The 21,675-nt window shown below is 70.5% G+C and carries 18 protein-coding genes and 1 pseudogene; 6 read left to right on the forward strand and 13 right to left on the reverse strand.

The annotated features are described in order from the left end of the window. Positions 1-49: 49 nt before the first annotated feature. Genes ACE3UN_RS01075 through ACE3UN_RS01090 form a run of 4 tightly spaced genes read right to left on the reverse strand, consistent with a single transcriptional unit; the run spans position 50 to position 3,909 of the window. Positions 50-889: a hypothetical protein gene (locus tag ACE3UN_RS01075; protein ID WP_374673046.1), complete on the reverse strand. Its 840-nt coding sequence runs from the start codon at positions 887-889 to the stop codon at positions 50-52. Between the two features lie 10 nt (positions 890-899). Next, complete coding sequence (gene leuD, locus ACE3UN_RS01080) at positions 900-1,547, reverse strand: 3-isopropylmalate dehydratase small subunit (protein WP_374673047.1); 648 nt, start codon at positions 1,545-1,547, stop codon at positions 900-902. 14 nt (positions 1,548-1,561) lie between these two features. Then, a complete protein-coding gene (gene leuC / locus ACE3UN_RS01085; protein ID WP_374673048.1) occupies positions 1,562-2,977 on the reverse strand; it encodes a 3-isopropylmalate dehydratase large subunit in 1,416 nt (471 codons plus the stop codon). A gap of 38 nt (positions 2,978-3,015) precedes the next feature. Next, on the reverse strand, positions 3,016-3,909 hold the full coding sequence (locus tag ACE3UN_RS01090; protein ID WP_374673049.1) for a LysR family transcriptional regulator: 894 nt from the start codon (positions 3,907-3,909) through the stop codon (positions 3,016-3,018). 360 nt (positions 3,910-4,269) lie between these two features. Here ACE3UN_RS01090 and ACE3UN_RS01095 point away from each other — a divergent pair, with 360 nt between their 5' ends. Continuing rightward, positions 4,270-5,262: a hypothetical protein gene (locus ACE3UN_RS01095; protein ID WP_374673050.1), complete on the forward strand. Its 993-nt coding sequence runs from the start codon at positions 4,270-4,272 to the stop codon at positions 5,260-5,262. Positions 5,263-5,318: 56 nt separating this feature from the next. Further along, positions 5,319-6,422: a hypothetical protein gene (locus ACE3UN_RS01100; RefSeq protein ID WP_374673051.1), complete on the forward strand. Its 1,104-nt coding sequence runs from the start codon at positions 5,319-5,321 to the stop codon at positions 6,420-6,422. Between the two features lie 45 nt (positions 6,423-6,467). Here ACE3UN_RS01100 and ACE3UN_RS01105 read toward each other — a convergent pair whose 3' ends face one another. Both ACE3UN_RS01105 and ACE3UN_RS01110 read right to left on the reverse strand, forming a co-directional pair. After that, a complete protein-coding gene (locus ACE3UN_RS01105; protein WP_374673052.1) occupies positions 6,468-7,241 on the reverse strand; it encodes a hypothetical protein in 774 nt (257 codons plus the stop codon). A 106-nt stretch (positions 7,242-7,347) separates the two neighbouring features. Next, positions 7,348-9,276, reverse strand: coding sequence for a propionate--CoA ligase (locus ACE3UN_RS01110; RefSeq protein WP_374673053.1), 1,929 nt, complete (start codon positions 9,274-9,276; stop codon positions 7,348-7,350). 197 nt (positions 9,277-9,473) lie between these two features. Here ACE3UN_RS01110 and ACE3UN_RS01115 point away from each other — a divergent pair, with 197 nt between their 5' ends. Genes ACE3UN_RS01115 through ACE3UN_RS01130 form a run of 4 tightly spaced genes read left to right on the forward strand, consistent with a single transcriptional unit; the run spans position 9,474 to position 12,881 of the window. Further along, positions 9,474-10,328, forward strand: a complete 855-nt coding sequence (locus ACE3UN_RS01115; protein WP_374673054.1) for a hypothetical protein — start codon at positions 9,474-9,476, stop codon at positions 10,326-10,328. Next, the gene (locus ACE3UN_RS01120; RefSeq protein ID WP_374673055.1) at positions 10,321-11,529 is read left to right on the forward strand and encodes a glycosyltransferase family 4 protein; all 1,209 of its coding nucleotides are present in this window, start codon (positions 10,321-10,323) and stop codon (positions 11,527-11,529) included. Before ACE3UN_RS01115 ends, ACE3UN_RS01120 begins: the two co-directional genes overlap by 8 nt. 27 nt (positions 11,530-11,556) lie before the next feature. After that, positions 11,557-12,561: a hypothetical protein gene (locus tag ACE3UN_RS01125; protein WP_374673056.1), complete on the forward strand. Its 1,005-nt coding sequence runs from the start codon at positions 11,557-11,559 to the stop codon at positions 12,559-12,561. Continuing rightward, entirely contained in the window at positions 12,558-12,881 is a 324-nt protein-coding gene (locus ACE3UN_RS01130) for a hypothetical protein (protein WP_374673057.1), read from the forward strand. The genes ACE3UN_RS01125 and ACE3UN_RS01130 overlap by 4 nt, the downstream gene beginning before the upstream one ends. On the opposite strand, the gene ACE3UN_RS01135 is transcribed toward ACE3UN_RS01130, so the two are convergent. The 7 genes and pseudogenes from ACE3UN_RS01135 to scpA all read right to left on the reverse strand — a co-directional run bounded on the left by ACE3UN_RS01135 (position 12,866) and on the right by scpA (position 21,616). Beyond that, entirely contained in the window at positions 12,866-13,414 is a 549-nt protein-coding gene (locus ACE3UN_RS01135) for a VOC family protein (protein WP_374673058.1), read from the reverse strand. The genes ACE3UN_RS01130 and ACE3UN_RS01135 overlap by 16 nt on opposite strands. A gap of 11 nt (positions 13,415-13,425) precedes the next feature. After that, on the reverse strand, positions 13,426-15,501 hold the full coding sequence (locus ACE3UN_RS01140) for an acetyl-CoA carboxylase biotin carboxylase subunit (RefSeq protein WP_374673059.1): 2,076 nt from the start codon (positions 15,499-15,501) through the stop codon (positions 13,426-13,428). Between the two features lie 133 nt (positions 15,502-15,634). After that, complete coding sequence (locus tag ACE3UN_RS01145) at positions 15,635-17,167, reverse strand: acyl-CoA carboxylase subunit beta (protein WP_374673060.1); 1,533 nt, start codon at positions 17,165-17,167, stop codon at positions 15,635-15,637. Between the two features lie 40 nt (positions 17,168-17,207). Continuing rightward, the gene (gene meaB, locus ACE3UN_RS01150; protein WP_374673185.1) at positions 17,208-18,179 is read right to left on the reverse strand and encodes a methylmalonyl Co-A mutase-associated GTPase MeaB; all 972 of its coding nucleotides are present in this window, start codon (positions 18,177-18,179) and stop codon (positions 17,208-17,210) included. A 570-nt stretch (positions 18,180-18,749) separates the two neighbouring features. After that, a pseudogene (locus ACE3UN_RS01155) lies at positions 18,750-18,959 on the reverse strand (GIY-YIG nuclease family protein); the annotation flags it as partial. Continuing rightward, positions 18,956-19,420: a GNAT family N-acetyltransferase gene (locus tag ACE3UN_RS01160; RefSeq protein WP_374673061.1), complete on the reverse strand. Its 465-nt coding sequence runs from the start codon at positions 19,418-19,420 to the stop codon at positions 18,956-18,958. The pseudogene ACE3UN_RS01155 and the gene ACE3UN_RS01160, both read right to left, overlap by 4 nt. A gap of 39 nt (positions 19,421-19,459) precedes the next feature. After that, positions 19,460-21,616, reverse strand: coding sequence for a methylmalonyl-CoA mutase (gene scpA, locus ACE3UN_RS01165; RefSeq protein ID WP_374673062.1), 2,157 nt, complete (start codon positions 21,614-21,616; stop codon positions 19,460-19,462). Positions 21,617-21,675 lie beyond the last annotated feature (59 nt).

A 21,675-nucleotide genomic window follows, 5' to 3' on the forward strand; every position in this document is an offset into this window, starting at 1 on the left:
GGGGTCTCGTGGAAAGCGAAAGAAAGAGGGGGCGGGCCCGGTGCCGCGCTCAGCCGAGCCAGGTGATGCCCGGCTCGCGCGCCAGGCGGGCGGTGTCCTGCTCGTAGCGGCGCTGGAAGGCCTGGCGCTCGTCGTCGCGCCAGGGGTCGAAGCGCGGGTAGTTGGGGCCGTTGACGATGCGCTCGACCGAGGGCCGGACCTTGGTGGCCACGTCGGCCCCGGCCTTCTGGCAGATGTCGTCGAGCAGGCGCACGGCCATGCGGCTGAGCGATTGGCGGTCGCGGGCATCGTCCGGCGTGGGCAGGGCGCTGGCCGGCACGTCGAACAGCGTGGTGGTGATGCGGTCGCGCAGCTCGGCCAGCGACTCGTAGCGCCACACGTGCAGCCGCGCGCGCGGAAACGCGGCCTGCACGTCGGCCACCAGCTCCGGCCAGCCGCGCTGGTCGAGGTTGAAGCCGGTGTAGGCCGAGCGGAACGGCTTGTACGGGCGGTGCCGCAGCACCTCGCTGTAGGCCGAGCGGATGAAGCTGCCGTACTCGCGGATGCACAGCCACAGGCGCAGGTCGGCCTGCGGCAGCATGTCGGCCACGCGCGCCAGGCGGCGTCGCGCATCGGCATACAGCGATTGCTGGTCGAACAGCAGGCCGCAGTCGCCGATGAGGTTCTCCTCGCTGAGCACCAGGCGGTCGGTGCGCCCGGGCCACCCGGCCAGCCAGGCCGTGGCCTGGGCGGTGGCCGGCGCGCCGTAGGCCACGGGCGTCACGGCGTTGCGCACTTCCTGCATGGGCGGGCACGCGGCCGCCCCAGGCAGCCCGGCGCACTGGACCCAGTAGCGCTGCAGGTGCGTGGTGGCGGTCTTGTGGACACCCAGGTGCAGGTCAAGGCGCATGTCAGGCATGTCAGATCACTCGGTGCCCCAGCCAGGGCATCTTGGCGAGGCGCTCCGCCTCGAAGGCGCGGATCTTATCGGCGTGGCGCAGCGTGAGCCCGATGTCGTCGAAGCCGTTGACCAGGCAGTACTTGCGGAAGGGCTGCACGTCGAAGGGCAGCTCGGTGCCATCGGGCTTGACCACCACCTGGCGCCGCAGGTCGATGGTGAGCTGGTAGCCTGGGAAGGCGGCCACCTCGTCGAACAACCGGGCCACCTGCGACTCGGGCAGCTGGATGGGCAGCACGCCGTTCTTGAAGCAGTTGTTGAAGAAGATGTCGGCGAAGCTGGGCGCGATGAGCGCGCGGAACCCGTACTGCTCCAGTGCCCAGGGCGCGTGCTCGCGGCTGGAGCCGCAGCCGAAGTTGTCGCGCGCCAGCAGGATGGACGCGCCCTGGTAGCGCGGCTGGTTCAGCACGAAGTCGGGGTTCGGGCGGCGCGTGGCCGGGTCCTGCCCCGGCTCGCCGGCATCGAGGTAGCGCCACTCGTCGAACAGGTTGGGCCCGAAGCCCGTGCGCTTGATCGACTTCAGGAACTGCTTGGGAATGATGGCGTCGGTGTCGACGTTGGCGCGGTCCATCGGAGCGACCAGGCCGGTGTGGAGGGTGAAGGCTTGCATGGCGGGCTCCCGGCTCAGGCGATGCGACGCACGTCGACGAAATGGCCGGCCATGGCGGCGGCGGCGGCCATGGCGGGGCTGACGAGGTGGGTGCGGCCGCCCGCGCCCTGGCGGCCCTCGAAGTTGCGGTTGCTGGTGGACGCGCAGCGCTCGCCCGGCTCCAGGCGGTCGGCGTTCATGGCCAGGCACATGCTGCAGCCCGGCTCGCGCCATTCGAAGCCGGCCGCCTTGAACACCTGGTCCAGGCCCTCGGCCTCGGCCTGCGCCTTCACCAGCCCGGAGCCCGGCACCACCAGCGCCAGCTTCACGTTGGCGGCGATGCGGCCCCCCACGCGCTGCACCACCGCGGCCGCCTCGCGCATGTCCTCGATGCGGCTGTTCGTGCAGGAGCCGATGAACACCTTGTCGATGCGGATGTCGGCCAGCGGCTTGTTGGGCTCCAGCGCCATGTACTGCAGGGCGCGCTCGATGGCGCCGCGCCGCACGCTGTCCTTCTCCTTGTCCGGATCGGGCACGCGCGCATCGACGGGCAGCACCATCTCCGGCGAGGTGCCCCAGGTGACCTGCGGCTTGAGCTGGGTGGCGTCGATCTCCACCACCTGGTCGAAGTGCGCGCCCGGGTCGGAGTGCAGGGTGCGCCAATGGGCCACCGCCTGCTCCCACTCCACGCCCCGCGGCGAGAAGGGGCGGCCCTTCACGTACTCCAGCGTGGTGTCGTCCACCGCCACCAGGCCGGCGCGCGCGCCCGCCTCGATGGCCATGTTGCACACCGTCATGCGCCCTTCCATGCTGAGCGAGCGGAGGGTGGAGCCGCCGAACTCGATGGTGTAGCCCGTGCCGCCGGCCGTGCCGATGCGGCCGATGATGGCCAGCACCACGTCCTTGGCGCCGCAGCCGCGCGGCAGCACGCCGTCCACCTTCACCAGCATGTTCTTCGCCTTCTTGGCCAACAGCGTCTGCGTGGCGAGCACGTGCTCGACCTCGCTGGTGCCGATGCCGTGGGCCAGCGCACCGAAGGCGCCGTGGGTGCTGGTGTGGCTGTCGCCGCAGACCACCGTCATGCCGGGCAGCGTGGCGCCCTGCTCCGGGCCGATCACGTGCACGATGCCCTGGCGCTTGTCGTGCATCTTGAACTGGGTGATGCCGTGGCGGTCGCAGTTGGCGTCCAGCGTGTCCACCTGCAGCTTCGACACCGGGTCGGCGATGCCCTGCGAGCGGTCGGTGGTGGGCACGTTGTGGTCGCTCACCGCCAGGTTGGCCGACAGGCGCCACACCCTGCGCCCGGCCATCTCCAGGCCCTCGAAGGCCTGCGGGCTGGTCACCTCGTGCACCAGGTGGCGGTCGATGTAGAGCACGGCGGTGCCGTCGTCCTCGGTGTGGACGACATGGTCGTCCCAGAGCTTGTCGTAGAGGGTGCGGGCGGTGGTCATGGCGGTGGCGGTGACGCGGGAAGAAGAGGTGTTGAGGGTCAGGCCGCCTGGCGCAGGCGGTCGATGAAGCGCTGCACGGCGGCGGGCAGCACCTCTTGCCGCTGGGCGGCCAGCAGGTAGCGGCGCTCGGCCCAGGGCTCGTCCAGCGGGCGGACGGTGATGGGGAACAGGCGGGCGAAACGCTCGGCCACGGCCGCGGGCAGCACGGCCACGCCCAGGCCCTCGCCCACCAGCTGGGCGATGGCGTCGAAGCCGCGCACCTGCAGCCGGGCATTGAGCGTGCGGCCGCGCTCCAGCGCGCGCTGCAGCATCTGCTCGTGCACCGAGGCGCCGATGTGCAGGCCGACGATGTCGTAGTCGAGCAGCGCCTCGAAGCGCAGGCCGCCGGGCTGCCCGGCCAGCGCATGGCCGGAGGGCAGCACCACGGCGAGGGCGCCGGTGCGGTAGGGCCAGGTCTGCAGGCGGGCCGCGTCCGCCAGCGGCGGCGCGAACACGCCCACGTCGGCCCGGCCCTCGGCCACGGCCGCCTGCACCTCGGCGCTGGTCATGTCTTCGAGGCTGATGCGGATCTGCGGGTGCTCGCGCGAGAAGGCGGCCAGGTCGGCCGGCAGCGCCTCGGCGATGGCGCCGGCATTGGCCGCGATGCGCAGATGGCCCTTGATGCCGCGGCTGAACTCGACCACCTCGCTTTCCAGCGCATGCAGCGCCGCGTGCAGGCTGCGGATATGGCGCACGAGGGCACGGCCGGCCTCGGTGGGCTCCACGCCCCGGGCGCGGCGCTCGAACAGCTGCACGCCCAGGCGGGTTTCCAGGTCCTTCAGGCGCTTGCTCGATGCCGCCAGCGCCAGGTGCTCGCGCTCGGCCGCCCGCGTGATGCTGCGGGTCTCGGCGATGGCGAGCACCAGGTTGAGCGTGACGAGATCGAAGCGCATGACGGCGAAATGGCGGAAGCGACGGCTGCCCTCACCCGCCTACCGCGCCGCCCGGGTAGGGCGGCGCGGCCGGGGCCGGTGGCCAGCCGGTCAGCCGGTCACCAGCAGCGTGTCGCGGCAGCCATGGTGCACGAAGGCTGGCAGGAACGCTCTCAGCGGATGACCAAGCGAGCTTTCGCGCAGCACGAAGGATAAACCGTCCTCCCCCGCCGCCGGGGGGCCCATCCCCCGAAAGAGGCCCCTCACCCCAGGGCCGGTCTTCCCTACGCGCCGGGATCGGCCAATCGGGCACCGGTTCCTAGAGTGACGGACATGGGGCGGCGACGGTCGCGGCCCCCGCACCCAACGGAGTGTTCTCCCATGTCGCAACGATCCTTCCGCCTCGCCCCCGTGGCCCTGGCCGGCCTGCTGGCCGCCGGCGCCGCGCTCACCAGCCTGCCGGCCGCCGCCCATGGCGACGACCTGCAGGACCTGGCCAACCACGCCCGCGCCATCGTCCACACCCGCGTGGCCCAGGTGGACTACACCCAGGCCGAGGCCAACGGCCGCGGCGCCGTGCCGCACACGCTCGTCACTTTCGAGGTGGTGCGCCCGCTGCGCGGCCAGATGGCCAGCCAGCAGTTCACGCTGCGCTTCATCGGCGGCCCGGACGGCCAGGGCCGCTTCCTGCGCGCCTCCGAGGTGCCGGTGTTCCAGGCCGGTGACGAGGACATCCTGTTCCTGCAAGGCACGGGCGAGTCGGGCTGCGCCCTGTCCGGCTGCCTGGACGGCCGCTTCCGCATCGCCAACGGCGTGGTGCACGACGGCACCGGCGCGCCGGTGGTGGCGGTGGAGCAGCAGCGTGTGGTCACCGGCGGCGAGGTGCCGGCCGAGCTGCGCACCCTGCGCTACCCCCGCCCCAGCTTCGACGCCCTGATGCGCAACCCGCAGGCCCGCGCCATGCTGGAGCGTCAGGGGCTGAGCATGGACGACGCCCGCCGCCGCTACGAGGCCGAGGCCCCGGCCATGGTGGAAATGCAGATGGTCAGTGGCGGCGCTGCCGGCACCGACCGCGCGGGTGCCGGTGAAGGCCGCCGCTCGCCCGACAGCCAGCGCGCCGCGCCGGCCCGCGCCCTGAGCGCCGACACCTTCGCCACCCACCTGCGCAGCCTGCGCCTGCCGCAGGCCGAGGGGGCCCAGCCGTTCGCCGGCCTGTCGCCCGAAGCCACGCTGCGCGCGCCGTCCAGCCGCGAGGCGCCCGCCCCGCAGGCACCGGCACCGGCCCGCGAGCGCAACCGCTCGGCCGCCGACACCGCGGAGCAGGCCAGCCTGCCGGCCGACGACCTGTCCGCCTTCCGGAACAAGTCCCGCTGAGCGCCGCGCGTGCGCACGGCTCCCGTCATCACGAACCCAACGAAAGCACCTGCACCATGAAACCCCTGCACACCCTGCTCGGCGCCGCCCTGGCCTGCGCCGCCGCCACCCCGGCCTTCGCCTACAACGTCATCGACTGCATGGGCACGCCGATGAAGTGGGGCTCCAACAACGTCACCTTCCGCGCCAGCACGACCAGCTTCCCCGACGGCTACTGGCGCAACGGCATCCAGCGCACCATCGACCTGACGAACCAGAACCCGACGCCCTTCTGGTACTCGCTCATCAGCGACACCGGCGGCGTGGGGCTGAACAACGGCCAGAACGAGACCTGGGGCAGCACCGACGCCAACGTGCTGCAGGGCGCCCCGGCCATCGCCTACTGGTGGGACAGCTGCTACTGGCTCTTCGGCGTGGTGGCGCAGCGCAACGAGTCGGACGTCATCTTCGACTACAACGCGCCGTTCCAGTGGACCGCGGACGAGCTGAAGTCCAGCCTCATCCGCTACACCGGCACCAGGCGCCAGCTGCAAGGCACCGGCATCCACGAGTTCGGCCACGCCATGGGCCTGCTGCACGTGAACACCGAGTACAACGTGATGGGCGCCGACTTCGAGCACATCTGGGCCAACGGCACGGCGGCGCGTGGCTACCTCGGCGAGGACGCGAGCGACGGCGCGGTGCGCCTGTACGGCCTGTGGGGCAACAACTACCAGGACGTGAGCGCGGCGCACTGGAAGTACAGCTACGCCAACGGCGAGTACTCGCGCCACGTGAAGACGGGCGTGTTCACCACGGCCGGCGTCGCGCTGCCCACCGTCACGGTGAACGGCGAGACCGGCTACCGGGTGAACAAGGGCCAGCAGGTGCAGGTGGAGTTCACCTACGAGAACAACGGCGAGGCCACCCAGGTGGTGAACACCGGCTGGTATGTGTCGAGCAACGACATCATCTCCACCGGCGACCGGCTGCTGGCCACCAACACCGGCATGAGCCTGGGCCGCGGCGACGTGATGACCTACCGCCGCACGGTGACCATCCCGAGCGACCTGGTCAGCGGCCGCAACTACTGGCTGGGCACCGTGGTGGACAAGGACAACACGGTGGCCGACGCGGTACGCAGCAACAACGCCACGTACATCCCGATCCGGGTGAACTGAGCGTGCGGCCCGGCCTGCGCGAAGCGCAGGCCGGATTCAGCCGCGTCAGGGCATGAAGCTCACGTCGAAGGCCACGCCGTGCTGAATGGTCCAGCTGGAGTCGTCGGGCCACAGCATCAGGTTGACCGACCCGCCGCCGTTGGGACCCGCGCGGCTCACGCGCACCTTCAGGTAGGTGTCCGTCGACGACGGGTCCACTTCGACCACCGGCTCGCCCGGCAGCCCGCGGCTGTAGTGCAGCGTGACGGGGATGCTGCTGGTGAACTCGATCACCACCGAGTCGCCCTCGACCGACATGCTGCCCTGCTCGTGGTCGCGGTCGGAGCGCACGGACGCGACCTCGATGCCGTCGGCCACCACGTCCGCCCTGAGCTGCGGCGTGATCGTCACCTCGTACGGCAGCGTGTCGTTGTCCAGTTCATGGCGGGCATTGCACGCGGGGTCCTTGCACAGCAGCACCGACAGCTCGCCCGTGTAGACGCCGGCCGACTGGGCCACCTGCGGGTGCAGGGTCACCTCGAAGGTGGTGTCGGACAGCTGGAACACCTCCATCGGCTGCCCCTGGAAACCGGTGCCCGTGTCACCGATGAAGAAATAGGACTGGCCGCTGGGCGGGTTGCTGACGGTCACCTGGATCGTGACGGCAGCGGTCTCGAAGGCGTTGACGTCGGCGGCCTGGTTCTCGAAGGCGGTGACGCGGACGATATCCGTGCTGTAGGTGAGCGAGGCCGGGTCGCTGCCACCGCCGCCACAAGCGGCAAGGAGGGCGGCCACGGAGACGGCACAGGAGGCGGCAAGGCGCCGGTACAGGGCAGGCATGGAAGTGTGAAGAGATGTAAACCCGCCATTCTCCCTGCCTGCCCGCCGGCTTCAGCTGCGCCGTCGCCGCCCCAATGTGCACAACGGCACGGGGGCCGCCTGCACGTCAGGCGCGCTCGAGCAGGTCCTTCACCTGCTGCAGCGCCGCCGGGTCTTCCATCGTCGTCAGGTCGCCCGGGTCGCGGCCCTCGCACACGGCCTGGATGGCGCGGCGCAGCAGCTTGCCCGAGCGGGTCTTGGGCAGCACGCTGACGAAACGCACCCGCGCCGGACGCGCCACCGCACCGAGCTGCTCGTCCACCACCTTCATCACGCTGGCCTCCAGCGCCTTGGCGTCCGCCTCGGTGGCGGCCAGCGAGGGGTCCTTCAGCACGGCGAAGGCCACGGCCACCTGGCCCTTGAGCGTGTCGGCCACGCCCACCACCGCCACCTCGGCCACGGCCGGGTGGCTGGAGATGCTCTCCTCGATCTCGCGCGTGCCCAGGCGGTGCCCGGCCACGTTGATCACGTCGTCGGTGCGGCCCAGGATGAAGAAGTAGCCGTCCTCGTCCCTGATGCCCCAGTCGAAGGTGGAGTACACCATCTTGCCGGGCACACTGGACCAGTAGGTCTTGACGAAGCGGGCGTCATCGCGCCACACCGTCTGCATGCAGCCCGGGGGCAGCGGGCCCTCGATCGCGACCACGCCCTTCTGGTTGGGCTCGGTCAGCGCCTCGCCGGTGGATTCGTCCAGCAGCTGCACGTTGTAGCCGTACACCGCCTTGCCGGGCGAGCCGAACTTGCTCGGCGCCTGCTCCACGCCGTTGCAGATGGTGAGGATGGGCCAGCCGGTCTCGGTCTGCCAGTAGTTGTCGATGATGGGCTTGCCCAGCGCCTCGGCGATCCACTTGGCGGTGGGCTCGTCCAGCGGCTCGCCGGCCAGGAACAGCGCGCGCAGCGACGAGAGATCGTGCTTCTTCAGCGCGGCCGGGTCCTGCTTCTTCAACACGCGCACGGCGGTGGGCGCGCTGAACATCACCGTCACCTTGTACTTCTCGACCAGGCTCCACCAGATGGCGGCATCGGGCCGGATCGGCAGGCCCTCGTACATGATGGTGGCCATGCCGGCGATCAGCGGGCCGTAGATGATGTAGCTGTGGCCCACCACCCAGCCGATGTCGCTGGTGGAGAAGTAGGTCTCGCCCGGCTGGCCGCAGAAGATGTGCTTCATGCTGGCGGCCAGCGCCACGGCATAGCCGCCCGTGTCGCGCTGCACGCCCTTGGGCTTGCCGGTGGTGCCGCTCGTGTAGAGCGTGTAGCTCGGGTGCGTGCTGTCCACCCAGGTGCAGGGCACCTCGGCGTGCCGGTGCTGCTCGCGCAGGGCGGCGTAGTCCTCGTCGCGGCCGGCCACCGGCGTGAAGGGCGCCAAGCCGCGGTTGACCATGAGCACCTTGGCCGGCTTGTGCGTGGCGTGGGCGATGGCGTCGTCCAACAGGGGCTTGTAGGCCACCACCTTGCCGCCGCGCGAGCCCGCGTCTGCGCTCACGATGACGGTGGGCTCGGCATCGTCGATGCGGCTGGCCAGGCTGACGCTGGCGAAGCCGCCGAACACCACCGAATGGATGGCGCCGATGCGGGTGCACGCCAGCATGGCGAACGCCGCCTCGGGGATCATCGGCATGTAGATGAGCACGCGGTCGCCCTGCTTCACGCCCAGCGCCTGCAGGCTGGCGGCCATGCGCTGCACCTCGGCGTGCAGCTCGGCGAAGCTGTAGACACGCTCCTGGTTCGTCTCGGTGGAGACGAAGATGAGCGCGTTCTGCGCCGCGCGGTCCTTCAGGTGCCGGTCCACCGCGTTGTGGCACAGGTTCGTGCGGCCGCCCGGGAACCAGCGCGCGAACGGCGGGTGGCTGTAGTCGCACACCTGCTCGAACGGCGCCTGCCAGTCGATCAGGGCGGCCTGCTCGGCCCAGAAGCCGTCACGGTCCTCGATGGAGCGGCGGTGGAAATCGGCGTAGCGGGTCATCCGGGTCTCCTGCTGTCGGGGCGCGCGCACGACACTGCGCGCGCGTAGGGTGCGGTATTGCAGCGCGCGTGGCTGACAACGCACTGTCGCGCCCCGGTCCGACGCCCCCCCAGGTTGCGCCACGTCAAGTCCCGCCGCGTCGGCAGGGCGCAGCCGGGCGTCACGGCGCCTTCACGGTCGGTTCCCAGAATCCGCCGGGTCTTGCCAACGCCCCGCGAAGGACTCCCGTGGCCACCCCCACCCTGCAGCCGCCCAGCACCGTGCGGGCCAGCGCCCTGATGCACGGCAGCCCCTCGGACTTCGTCATCAACGCGTACCTCGCCCTGCAGCGCCAGTGGCCGGACGGGGGTGGCTTCGGCCACTACCTGCATCTGCTGGAGCAGCAGCCCGGCGCGCGCGCGCAGGTGCTGCGCGAGATCGCCGCGTCGCCCACCGCCCGGCGCTGCGGGGTGCGGTTCGTGGACGACCTGCCGGAGGACCACGTGTTCCTGCCGGAGCACCACGAGAGCCACAAGCTGGTGGAGATGAGCCTGGCGCTGCGCCTGGCGCAGGCGGTGGCCGACATCCGGCAGCTGCAGGCCAGCGTGGGGCAGCTCACCGAGCACCACCTCAGCCGGGCGCTGAATGCCTTCGTCGAGGCGCACGCCGGTGCGCAGTGCCTGCTGGAAAGCCGCGTGAACACGCTCGCTGCCGATGTGCGCGAGCTGGGCCGCGCCGCCGCCCAGGGCAGCCTGCGCGGCGCGGGTCCCCTGGCCGCGGCGCCTGCCGACCCGGAGGCCGCGTCATGGCGGGCCGAGGTGGACGCCGGGCTGGCCCGCACCACCGAGGCCCTGGGGCAGATCACGCAGCAGCTCGCCGAGCTCCGCGAGGGCTTCTTCCACCTCCATCACTACACCACGGTGGAGCTCAAGCGCCAGGTGGCCGACTACGTGAACGCGATCGTGGAGGCCACGCGGCCGCGGCCGGTGCTGGCGGCCGAGCCCGCCGCCGGCCGCGCACGGGCCGCTGCGTCGTCCACGGGGGCCGCCACCCCGCTCGCCAAGGCCGTGCCCATGCGGCTGGTGGAGCCCACGCATGGCTAGGCCGGTGGTCATGTTCTCGCCGCTGCCGCCGGCCAAGTCGGGCATCGCCGACTACATGCTGGAGCTGCTGCCCGCGCTGGCGGAATCGCGCGAGATCGTGGTGGTGTGCGAGCGCGTGCCCGAGCCGGCGGCCCGGGCGGCGGCCGCCAGCGGCGGTCGCTGGCGGGCCGTCACGCAGGCCGAGTACGCCGACGAGCGCGCGCTGGCCGCCTGCCCGCACGTCTACCAGATCGGCAACAACGGCGACCACGTTTTCGCCTACCGGGCCTTCCGCGAGCGCCCGGGCATCCTGGTGCAGCACGATTTCAACCTGCACTACCTGGTGGAGGACGCCACCCTGGTGGCCGGCGACAAGGACGCCTACCGCGACGTGCTGGCCGAGGAGTACGGCCCGTCCGGCGCCGCCCTGGCCGACCTGCGCCACGTGGGCCTGTTCTCCGAGGCGCAGAAGATCTCGCTGCCGGTGAACACCCACCTGGTGCACCAGGCGCGCGGCGTCATCGTGCACAGCCGCTGGGTGTACGAGCGGCTGCCGGCCGGTGCGCACGCGCGCACCACGGTGCTGCCCCACCACTTCGCGCCGCAGGCCCTGGCGTACGACGAGCTGCCCCAGCATGAGGCCCGCGAGGCGCTGGGCCTGCCGGCAGACACCTTCGTGGTGCTGTCGCTGGGCTACATCACGCCCCCCAAGCAGATCCAGTGCACCCTGGCGGCGCTGGCCATGCTGCGCCGCCGCGGCGCACGCTTCCACTTCGTCATCGGTGGCGAGCGCAATGCCGGCTTCGACATCGACGCCCACATCCAGCGCCACGGCCTGGAGGACTGCGTCACCGTCACCGGCTTCCTCGACGAGGACACCTTCTTCCGCCACATCGTGGCGGCCGACGCCCTGGTGAACCTGCGCTACCCCAGCGTGGGCGAAAGCTCGGGCACGCTGGCCCGCGCCATGGCGCTGGGCTTGCCGGCCATCATCCACAACTTCGGCCCCTTCGCCGAGGCGCCGGACGACACCGTCATCAAGGTGCCGCTGGAGCTCGGCGAGCCGCAGGCGCTGGCGCAGGCGCTGGAGCACCTGATGCTGCACCCCGCCGCACGGGCGCGCATCGGCCAGGCGGCGCGGCGCTTCATGCGCGAGCACTGCTCGGTGCAGCACTCCGCCACGCAGTACCACGACCTCATCGACCACCTCTACGCCCGCTGACGCGGCGCGCCGACTGCCCCACTCCCCATGGCCGAGATCCACCTCCACATCGGGCTGAACAAGACCGGCACCTCCTCGCTGCAGGACTTCTTCAGCATGAACGCCGACGCGCTGCGCGCCGAAGGCTGGTGCTACCCGCGCGCCGGCCGCGACACCACCGCGCACCACCCGCTGTCCAAGCGCCTGAAGCCCGGCCCGCTGGCCAACGACGCGGCCACGCGGGAGATGGTGGCCGCGCTGCGCACCGAGCTGGCCGGCTGCGAGCGGGCGGTGCTGTCGTCGGAGGACTTCCACACCCACGTGCCGCGCGGCATCGAGCGCATCCGCGACGCGCTCGACGGGCACGAGGTGCGCGTGGTGCTGTACGTGCGCGAGCACGTGGCCTACCTCGCCAGCTGGTACCAGCAGAACGTGCAGGCCACGCACCTGAGCTGCGCCTTCGACTCGTTCTGCTACTTCACCCGCAAGCCGCTGTTCAAGGTGGCCGACGCCTGGGGCGAGGTGTTCGGGCGTGACCGCGTCACCGTGCGCCTGTACGACCGCGCGGCCCTGCACGGCGGCGACATCGTGCAGGACTTCGCCCAGGTCATCGGCCTGGGTGGCGACCTGGCGCGCTTCGTGCGCAAGCCCTACGAGAGCAACCCCAGCGTCACCGGCAACCTGCTGTTCATCAAGCGCGTGGTGAACAACTTCTTCCCCAAGGCCGAGGCGGCCGGGTTCGTGGACGAGGTGACGGCCCTGTCCAAGCTGAAGAAGGAGTTCCGCGGCGCCATGTTCGTGGACCGCGCCACCGTGAACTACGTGACCGGCATGTACGAGGGCGACCGCGCCCAGCTGGCCGCCCGCTACGGCGTGGTCATCGAGCCGCGCGAGCACGAGTACGTGGGCAGCCGCGCACCCGACATGGACATGCTCGCCGACGACTGGGCCCTGGTGATGGGCGAAGCCCGCCGCCGCGGCTTCGCCATCGCCCGCGCCGCCGATCTCTTCACCCTGCACGGCAGCCCGGCGCTGCTCGCCACCACCCCATGAAACTCGACGAACTCATGCAGCGCATCCAGCGCATCGAACCCGCCGTGGCCACCGCACAGTCCGGTGCCCAGGGCGCGCAGCGCATCGTGCTCGCCACGCTGCACGCCCTGCGCCAGGCCTTGAACGAGTGCACGCCCGACGAGCGCATGGCCCTGCCCGGGCTGGGCCAGTTCCGTGTGCGCAAGGACCGCCAGCAGGCACCGGCCGGCGCCCTGCGGCGCATGGTCTTCTCGCCCGAGGACTCGGCGCGCACCACCCGCGTGGACGAGCTGGCGCCGCCGGCCGCAGCGGCCCAACCCGAGGCTCAGCCCAGCGCCTGAACCACCTCGGGCGGTGCCTGCACCAGCTCGATCAGCACACCCTCGCCGCCCAGCGGGAACTCGTCGTTGCCCTTGGGGTGGATGAAGCAGATGTCGTGGCCGGCGGCGCCGCGGCGGATGCCGCCGGGGGCGAAGCGCACGCCGTTGGCCGTCATCCACTCCACGGCCTGGGGCAGGTCGTCCACCCACAGGCCCACGTGGTTGAGCGGCGTGGTGTGCACGGCCGGCTTCTTCTCCGGGTCCAGCGGCTGCATCAGGTCCACCTCCACGGCGGTGGGGCCGCTGCCCAGCGCGCAGATGTCCTCGTCCACGTTCTCGCGTTCGCTGACGAAGGTGCTCTTGACCTGCAGGCCCAGCATGTCCACCCACAGTGCCTTCAGCTTGTCCTTGCTGGGCCCGCCGATGGCGATCTGCTGGATGCCGAGGATGCGGAATGTCCGCCCCTCGGCGGGCGGGTACGCCCGCCGGTCCCCCGAGGGGACCTCGCCTGCCTTGGGGCGGCCCGGCGGCAGGCTCGTGTCTTCGCTGCTCATCGTCGTGCCCTTCACTCGAAGGCCACGATGGGCTGGTCCACCGACAGGCTGGCGCCCTTGGCCGCCAGCACGTCCTTGACCACGCCGTCCTGCGTGGCCACGAGGATGTTCTCCATCTTCATGGCCTCGATCACCGCCAGCTTCTCGCCGGCCAGCACCTTCTGGCCCGGCGTCACCGCCACGTCCACCAGCAGGCCCGGCATGGGCGACAGCAGGAACTTCGACAGGTCGGGCGGCGCCTTGTAGGGCATGAGCTTGTGCAGCTCGGCGGCGCGCGGCAGCAGGGCCATGGCGTCGATCTGCGTGCCGTTGTGGCTGACGCGCAGCGCCAGCGGGCTCTTGCTCGGGCCGCGCTCCACCTGGGCGGAGAAGGGCTGGCCATTGCAGGTGCCCGTCATCAGGATGTCGCCCAGCTTGGTGGGGCTCTGGATGTCGTAGCGGCGCTCGCCCACCTGCACCACGGCGCGGCCCGCGGCGGCGTCGAAGCCGGTCACCTTCACGGCGTGGTGGGTGTTCTGGCCTTCGCGGCCCAGCACCACGATGACCAGGTCGTCGAGGTGGGCCACCTCGTGGCCGGGCAGCTGGCCGCTGATGCCGGCCGCGCGCTCGCGCGCCTTGCGGCGCACGAAGGCAGCGAGCGCCACCAGGAACAGCGGGTCGTCGTGCGGCACGTCCTCGGCGCGGAAGCCCTGCGGGTAGTGCTCGGCGATGAAGCCGGTGTTGAAGGCGCCGGAGACGAACTTCGGGTGCGCCAGCAACGCCGCCTGGAAGGGGATGTTGCTGCTGATGCCGCGGATGACGAAGGCATTGAGCGCGGCGCGCATCTTGGCGATGGCGTCGTTGCGGTCCATGCCGTGCACGATGAGCTTGGCGATCATCGAGTCGTAGAACATCGGGATCTCGCCGCCCTCGTAGACCCCGGTGTCCACGCGCACGCCGCCGAAGGCACCGCCTTCGTAGGCGGCGCCGCGCAGCGTCACGCTGCCCTGCTCCAGGTTGGCCTGCGGCGGCTGGTAGCGCACCAGGCGGCCGGTGGACGGCAGGAAGTTGCGGAACGGGTCTTCCGCGTTGATGCGGCACTCGATGGCCCAGCCCTGCTTCGGGATGTCGGCCTGGCCGAAGGCGAGCTTCTCGCCGGCGGCCACGCGGATCATCTGCTCCACCAGGTCCAGCCCCGTGATGCACTCGGTGACCGGGTGCTCCACCTGCAGGCGGGTGTTCATCTCCAGGAAGTAGAAGTCCTGGTCCTTGCCGACCACGAACTCCACCGTGCCGGCGCTCTGGTACTTCACCGCCTTGGCCAGGGCCACGGCCTGCTCGCCCATGGCCTTGCGCGTGGCGTCGCTGATGAAGGGCGACGGCGCCTCCTCGATCACCTTCTGGTGGCGGCGCTGGATGGAGCACTCGCGCTCGTGCAGGTACACCACGTTGCCGTGGGCGTCGCCCAGCACCTGGATCTCGATGTGCCGCGGCTCCTGGACGTACTTCTCCATGAACACGCGGTCGTCGCCGAAGCTGTTGCGCGCCTCGTTGCGGCACGACGAGAAGCCCTCGAAGCACTCCTTGTCGTTGTAGGCCACGCGCAGGCCCTTGCCGCCGCCGCCGGCCGAGGCCTTGATCATCACCGGGTAGCCGATGCGCTGCGCGATCTGCACCGCCTCCTCCGGGCTGAGGATGGGCTCGTTGTGGCCGGGGATGGTGCTGACCTGGGCCTCGTTGGCCAGCTTCTTGGAGGCGATCTTGTCGCCCATGGCCGCGATGCTGTAGTGCTTCGGGCCGATGAAGACGATGCCTTCCTCCTCGCAGCGGCGGGCGAAGTCCTCGTTCTCCGAGAGGAAGCCGTAGCCGGGGTGGATGGCCTGGGCGCCGGTGGCCTTGGCCGCGGCGATGATCTTGTCGGCCACGAGGTAGCTCTCGCGGCTGGGCGCGGGGCCCAGCAGCACCGATTCATCGGCCAGCTCCACATGGCGGGCCTCGCGGTCGGCCTCGGAGTACACCGCCACGGTGGCGATGCCCATCTTCCTGGCCGTCTTGATGACGCGGCAGGCGATCTCGCCGCGGTTCGCAATCAGGATCTTCTTGAACATGTCGTGCCTCAGTGTGTCTCTCATGGCGCGCGAAGCGCCGCCGCCTCCAAGCGGCCGCCGTGGCGCCGGCTTCGCCGGGCCACTGGCGGCGCCCCCTCGAGGGGGAGCGGCGAAGCCGCTTCGGGGGTGGGTCTCACAGCGGGATGTTGCCGTGCTTGCGCCACGGGTTCTCGAGCTTCTTGTCCTTGAGCATCACCAGCGAGCGGCAGATGCGCTTGCGCGTCTCGTGCGGCTGGATGACGTCGTCGATGAAGCCGCGTGCGCCGGCCACGAAGGGGTTGGCGAAGCGGGCCTTGTACTCGGCCTCGCGGGCGGCCAGCTTGGCCGGGTCTCCCTTGTCCTCGCGGAAGATGATCTCCACCGCGCCCTTGGCGCCCATCACCGCGATCTCGGCGTTGGGCCAGGCGAAGTTCACGTCGCCACGCAGGTGCTTGGAGGCCATCACGTCGTAGGCGCCGCCGTAGGCCTTGCGGGTGATCACGGTGATCTTGGGCACCGTGCACTCGGCGTAGGCGTACAGCAGCTTGGCGCCGTGCTTGATGATGCCGCCGTACTCCTGGCTGGTGCCGGGCATGAAGCCGGGCACGTCCACGAAGGTCACCACGGGGATGTTGAACGCGTCGCAGAAGCGCACGAAGCGCGCCGCCTTGATGGAGCTCTTGATGTCCAGGCAGCCGGCGAGCACCAGCGGGTTGTTGGCCACGATGCCCACCGTGGCGCCTTCCATGCGGGCGAAGCCGATGACGATGTTCTGCGCGTAGTCGGGCTGGATCTCGAAGAAGTCGCCGTCGTCCACGACCTTGAGGATCAGCTCCTTCATGTCGTAGGGCTTGTTCGGGTTGTCCGGCACCAGCGTGTCGAGCGAGAAGTCGATGCGCGTGGCCGCGTCCCCGCTGGGGCGCACCGGCGGCTTGTCCTTGTTGTTCAGCGGCAGGTAGTTGAAGAAGCGCCGCAGCATCAGCAGCGCCTCCACGTCGTTCTCGAAGGCCAGGTCGGCCACGCCGCTGCGCCCGGTGTGGGTGGTGGCGCCGCCCAGCTCCTCGGCGGTCACCTCCTCGTGCGTCACGGTCTTCACCACCTCGGGGCCGGTGACGAACATGTACGAGCTGTCCTTCACCATGAAGATGAAGTCGGTCATGGCCGGCGAGTACACGGCGCCGCCGGCGCAGGGGCCCATGATCATGCTGATCTGCGGGATCACGCCCGAGGCCATCACGTTGCGCTGGAACACGTCGGCGTAGCCGCCCAGCGAGGCCACGCCCTCCTGGATGCGCGCGCCGCCGGAGTCGTTCAGGCCGATGACGGGCGCGCCCACCTTCATCGCCTGGTCCATCACCTTGCAGATCTTCTCGGCGTGGGCCTCGCTGAGCGCGCCGCCGAAGACGGTGAAGTCCTGGCTGAACACGAACACCAGGCGGCCGTTGATCATGCCGTAGCCGGTGACCACGCCGTCACCCGGGACCTTGTTGTCGGCCATGCCGAAGTCGGCACAGCGGTGCTCGACGAACATGTCCCACTCCTCGAAGGTGCCTTCGTCGAGCAGCAGCTCGATGCGCTCGCGCGCGGTGAGCTTGCCCTTGGCGTGCTGGGCGGCGATGCGCTTCTCGCCGCCGCCCAGTCGGGCCTTGGCGCGCTTGTCCTCGAGCATCTGCTGGATGTCGTGCATTTGGTGTGGCTCCTCGGTCGGATACGTGGAATCGGTGGAATCAGTGGAACAGGTCGAGCAGGCGGCGCGCGGCCACCGAGGCCGCCACCGTGCCGGCGCGCACGCCGCCGGCCAGCCCGGCCAGCTGGGCGCGCACGGCCGGGTGCTGGCGGAAGCGCTCCTTCAAGCCGGCGTCGATGCGCTCCCACATCCAGGCCTCGTCCTGGGCGTGGCGGCGCTGCTGCAGCCGGCCGTGGGTGGCTTGCAGCGTGTGGAACTCGGTGACGGTGGCCCAGAACTCGGCCAGGCCGGTGTGCCTGAGTGCGCTGAGCTGCAACACGCGCGGCTGCCAGGCCGGCGCGCCCTCGGGCGTGCCATGGGCATGCATGCCGAGCAGGCGCAGCGACGAGGTGATCTGCGCGCGGGCCCGGGTGGCGGCGGCCTCGTCGATGTCGGCCTTGTTGATCACCACCAGGTCGGCCAGCTCCATCACGCCCTTCTTGATGGCCTGCAGGTCGTCACCCGCATTGGGCAGCTGCAGCAGCACGAACATGTCGGTCATGCCGGCCACCGCCGTCTCGCTCTGGCCCACGCCCACGGTCTCGACGATGACGATGTCGAAGCCGGCCGCCTCGCACACCAGCATGCATTCGCGCGTGCGCTCGGCCACCCCGCCCAGGTTGCCCGCGCTGGGGCTGGGCCGGATGTAGGCCGCCTCCTGGATGGACAGCTGCTCCATGCGCGTCTTGTCGCCCAGGATGGAGCCGCCCGAGACGGACGAGGACGGGTCCACCGCCAGCACGGCCACGCGGTGGCCCTGGCCGATGAGGTGCAGGCCCAGTGCCTCGATGAAGGTGCTCTTGCCCACGCCCGGCACGCCGGAGATGCCCAGCCGCAGCGAGCGGCCCGCATGCGGCAACAGGGCGTTCAGCAGCGCATCCGCCCGCTCGCGGTGGTCGGCTCGGGTGGATTCCAGCAGGGTGATGGCCTTTGCGATGGCGCGCCGGCGGCGGGCGGAATGGGTGCCGAGGATGTCGGTGACAAGTGAGCCCTGCGGGCTGGGGCTGGAGGGCCCTTCGACCAGCTCAGGGAGAACGGAGTCTTCTTGCCGTTCGGGCTGAGCTTGTCGACGCCCCTTGTCCGTCACGTGCCCTTCGACAGGCTCAGGGCGAACGGCATCTCTCCACCGTTCGGGCTGAGCTTGTCGAAGCCCCTCGTCCTTCACTTGCCCTTCGACAGGCTCGGGGCGAACGGCATCCCTCACCCGTTCGGGCTGAGTTTGTCGAAGCCCCCCGTCCTTCACTTGCCCTTCGACAGGCTCGGGGCGAACGGCATCTCTCAACCGCTCGGGCTGAGCTTGTCGAAGCCCCTTGTTCGTCACGTGCCCTTCGACAGGCTCGGGGCGAACGGCATCGCTCAACCGCTCGGGCTGCGCTTGTCCAAGCCCCTTGTTCGTCACGTGCCCTTCGACAGGCGCAGGGCGAACGGCATCTCTCAACCGCTCGGGCTGAGCTTGTCGAAGCCCCTCGTCCTTCACTTGTCCTCTCGCCAGGCGCTGCACCGCGTCCCAATCCCCGCGGATGAGCGCCTCCTTCTTGGCCCGGGACCAGCCCTTGATCTGCTGTTCGAACGCCAGCGCCCCGGCCCGCGTCTCGAACTCGCCGGCCCAGGTCAGCTCCAGCGGCCGCCGTTCGCTGGTGTGGCCCAGCGTGCCGGCGTGGTGCTGGCGCATGCGGGCATCGAGGTCGTCGGTGTGGCCCGCGTAGTAGCTGCCGTCGGCGCAGCGAAGCAGGTACACGAAGAACGGCTTCATCGCGCCTGCCGGAGGTAGTAAAGGTCCCACTCTCCTTCCGCCTGCAGCTCGAAGCCGTGGCGCTGGTAGAGGCGGTTGGCGTCGCTGTGCTTCAGGGCGGTGACGGACACCGGCATGTGCAGCGCGTCGGCATCGCGCAGCACCTGGGCCAGCACCCACGCGCCGATGCCCTCGCGCTGCGCGCTGGGGTGGATGTACAGGTGGTCGAGCAGCCAGTCGCGCTCGCGCGGGACCACCACCACGAAGCCCACCAGCTCGCCGCCGCGCAGGATGTGGCGCGTGTGGGCCGGCTGGAAGCCGCGCGACAGCCGCTCACGCGCGCGCTGCGGGTCGAAGCGGCCCACACGCTCGAGGCTCTCGCGCATCGCGGCCAGGCGCAGGGCGAGCAACGCCTCGAAATCGCCTTCGTCGGCGGGCCGCAGGGCGAGGTCGGGCCGGTCGGTCGGGGTGGGCGCGCTCATGGGGACTGCGTGGGGGTGGAACGGCCGTCGTCGCGGCCCTCAGGCCGCCTGGGCCGTGCGGATCTGCTCCAGCACGTCCTTGGCGCTCACCGGGATGGGCGTGCCCGGGCCGTAGATGCCCTTCACGCCGGCCTCGTAGAGGAAGCCATAGTCCTGCTGCGGGATGACGCCGCCCACGAACACCACGATGTCGTCGGCGCCCTGCTTCTTCAGCTCGGCGATGATGGCCGGCACCAGCGTCTTGTGGCCGGCCGCCAGGGTGGAGATGCCCACCGCGTGCACGTCGTTCTCGATAGCCTGCCGGGCGCATTCCTCGGGCGTCTGGAACAGCGGGCCCATGTCCACGTCGAAACCCAGGTCGGCGAAGGCCGTGGCCACCACCTTGGCGCCGCGGTCGTGGCCGTCCTGGCCCAGCTTGGCGATCATCACGCGCGGCCGGCGGCCGGCCTCGGCCGCGAAGGCGTCGATCTCGCCCTTGAGCTTGTCCCAGCCTTCGGCCGAGTCATAGGCAGCTGCGTACACACCGGTCACCTTCTGGATGTCGGCGCGGTGGCGGCCGAACACGGCCTCCAGCGCGTCGCTGACTTCGCCCACGGTGGCGCGCAGGCGGATCGCATCGATGCTCAGGGCCAGCAGGTTACCTTGGCCGGCACGCGCCGTGTCGGTCAGCGCGGCCAGCGCGGCCTGCACCCGGGCGTCGTCGCGCGTGGACCTGATCTGGCGCAGCCGGGCGATCTGCTGTTCGCGCACCCGGACGTTGTCCACCTCCAGGATGTCCACCGGGTCTTCCTTGGCCAGGCGGTACTTGTTGACGCCCACGATGACGTCCTTGCCGCTGTCGATGCGCGCCTGCTTCTCGGCGGCGCTGGCCTCGATCTTCAGCTTGGCCCAGCCGGAGTCGACGGCCTTGGTCATGCCGCCCATGGCCTCCACCTCCTCGATGATGGCCCAGGCCCTGTCGGCCATCTCCTGGGTGAGCGACTCCATCAGGTAGGAGCCGGCCCAGGGATCCACCACGTTGGTGATGTGGGTCTCCTCCTGGATGATGAGCTGCGTGTTGCGGGCAATGCGCGCCGAGAACTCGGTGGGCAGCGCGATGGCCTCGTCGAAGCTGTTGGTGTGCAGGCTCTGCGTGCCGCCGAACACCGCCGCCATGGCCTCGATGGTGGTGCGCACCACGTTGTTGTACGGGTCCTGCTCGGTCAGGCTCCAGCCCGAGGTCTGGCAGTGCGTGCGCAGCATCAGGCTCTTGGGGTTCTTCGCGCCGAATCCCTTCATGATGCGGCACCACAGCAGGCGCGCCGCGCGCATCTTGGCGATCTCGAGATAGAAGTTCATCCCGATCGCCCAGAAGAAGCTCAGGCGCCCGGCGAACTCGTCCACGTCGAGGCCCTTGGCCAGCGCGGTCTTCACGTACTCCTTGCCATCGGCCAGCGTGAAGGCCAGCTCCAGCGCCTGGTTGGCCCCCGCCTCCTGCATGTGGTAGCCGGAGATCGAGATCGAGTTGAACTTCGGCATCTTCTGCGCCGTGTACTCGATGATGTCGCCGATGATCCGCATGCTCGGCTCGGGCGGGTAGATGTACGTGTTGCGGACCATGAACTCCTTGAGGATGTCGTTCTGGATGGTCCCGGACAGCTTGTCCTGGCTGACGCCCTGCTCCTCGGCCGCCACCACGTAGCCCGCCAGCACCGGCAGCACGGCGCCGTTCATGGTCATGGACACGCTCACCTTGTCCAGCGGGATGCCGTTGAACAGGATCTTCATGTCCTCGACCGAGTCGATGGCCACGCCCGCCTTGCCCACGTCACCCGTCACGCGCGGGTGGTCGCTGTCGTAGCCGCGGTGGGTGGCCAGGTCGAAGGCCACGCTCACGCCCTGGCCGCCGGCCGCCAGCGCCTTGCGGTAGAACGCGTTGGATTCCTCCGCGGTGGAGAAGCCCGCGTACTGGCGGATCGTCCACGGCCGCACCGCGTACATGGTGGCCTGCGGCCCGCGGATGAAGGGCTCGAAGCCGGGCAGCGTGTCGGCATGCGGCAGCGCCGCGGTGTCCGCCGCGGTGTACAGCGGCTTGACGGTGATGCCCTCGGGCGTCACCCAGTTCAGCGCCGCCACGTCGCCCCCCGGCGCGGACTTGGCGGCCGCCTTGGCCCATTGCTCCAGGCTGGCGGGGGTGAACTCGGGTTGGCTGCTCATGGGGGCTCCTGAAGACGACTCGCCGCCGGGGATCACCCGGCTTGCCGTGAACTATACGT

This window comes from Ideonella sp., from assembly GCF_041918995.1.
In the GTDB taxonomy this organism is placed as follows: Bacteria; Pseudomonadota; Gammaproteobacteria; order Burkholderiales; family Burkholderiaceae_C; genus Ideonella.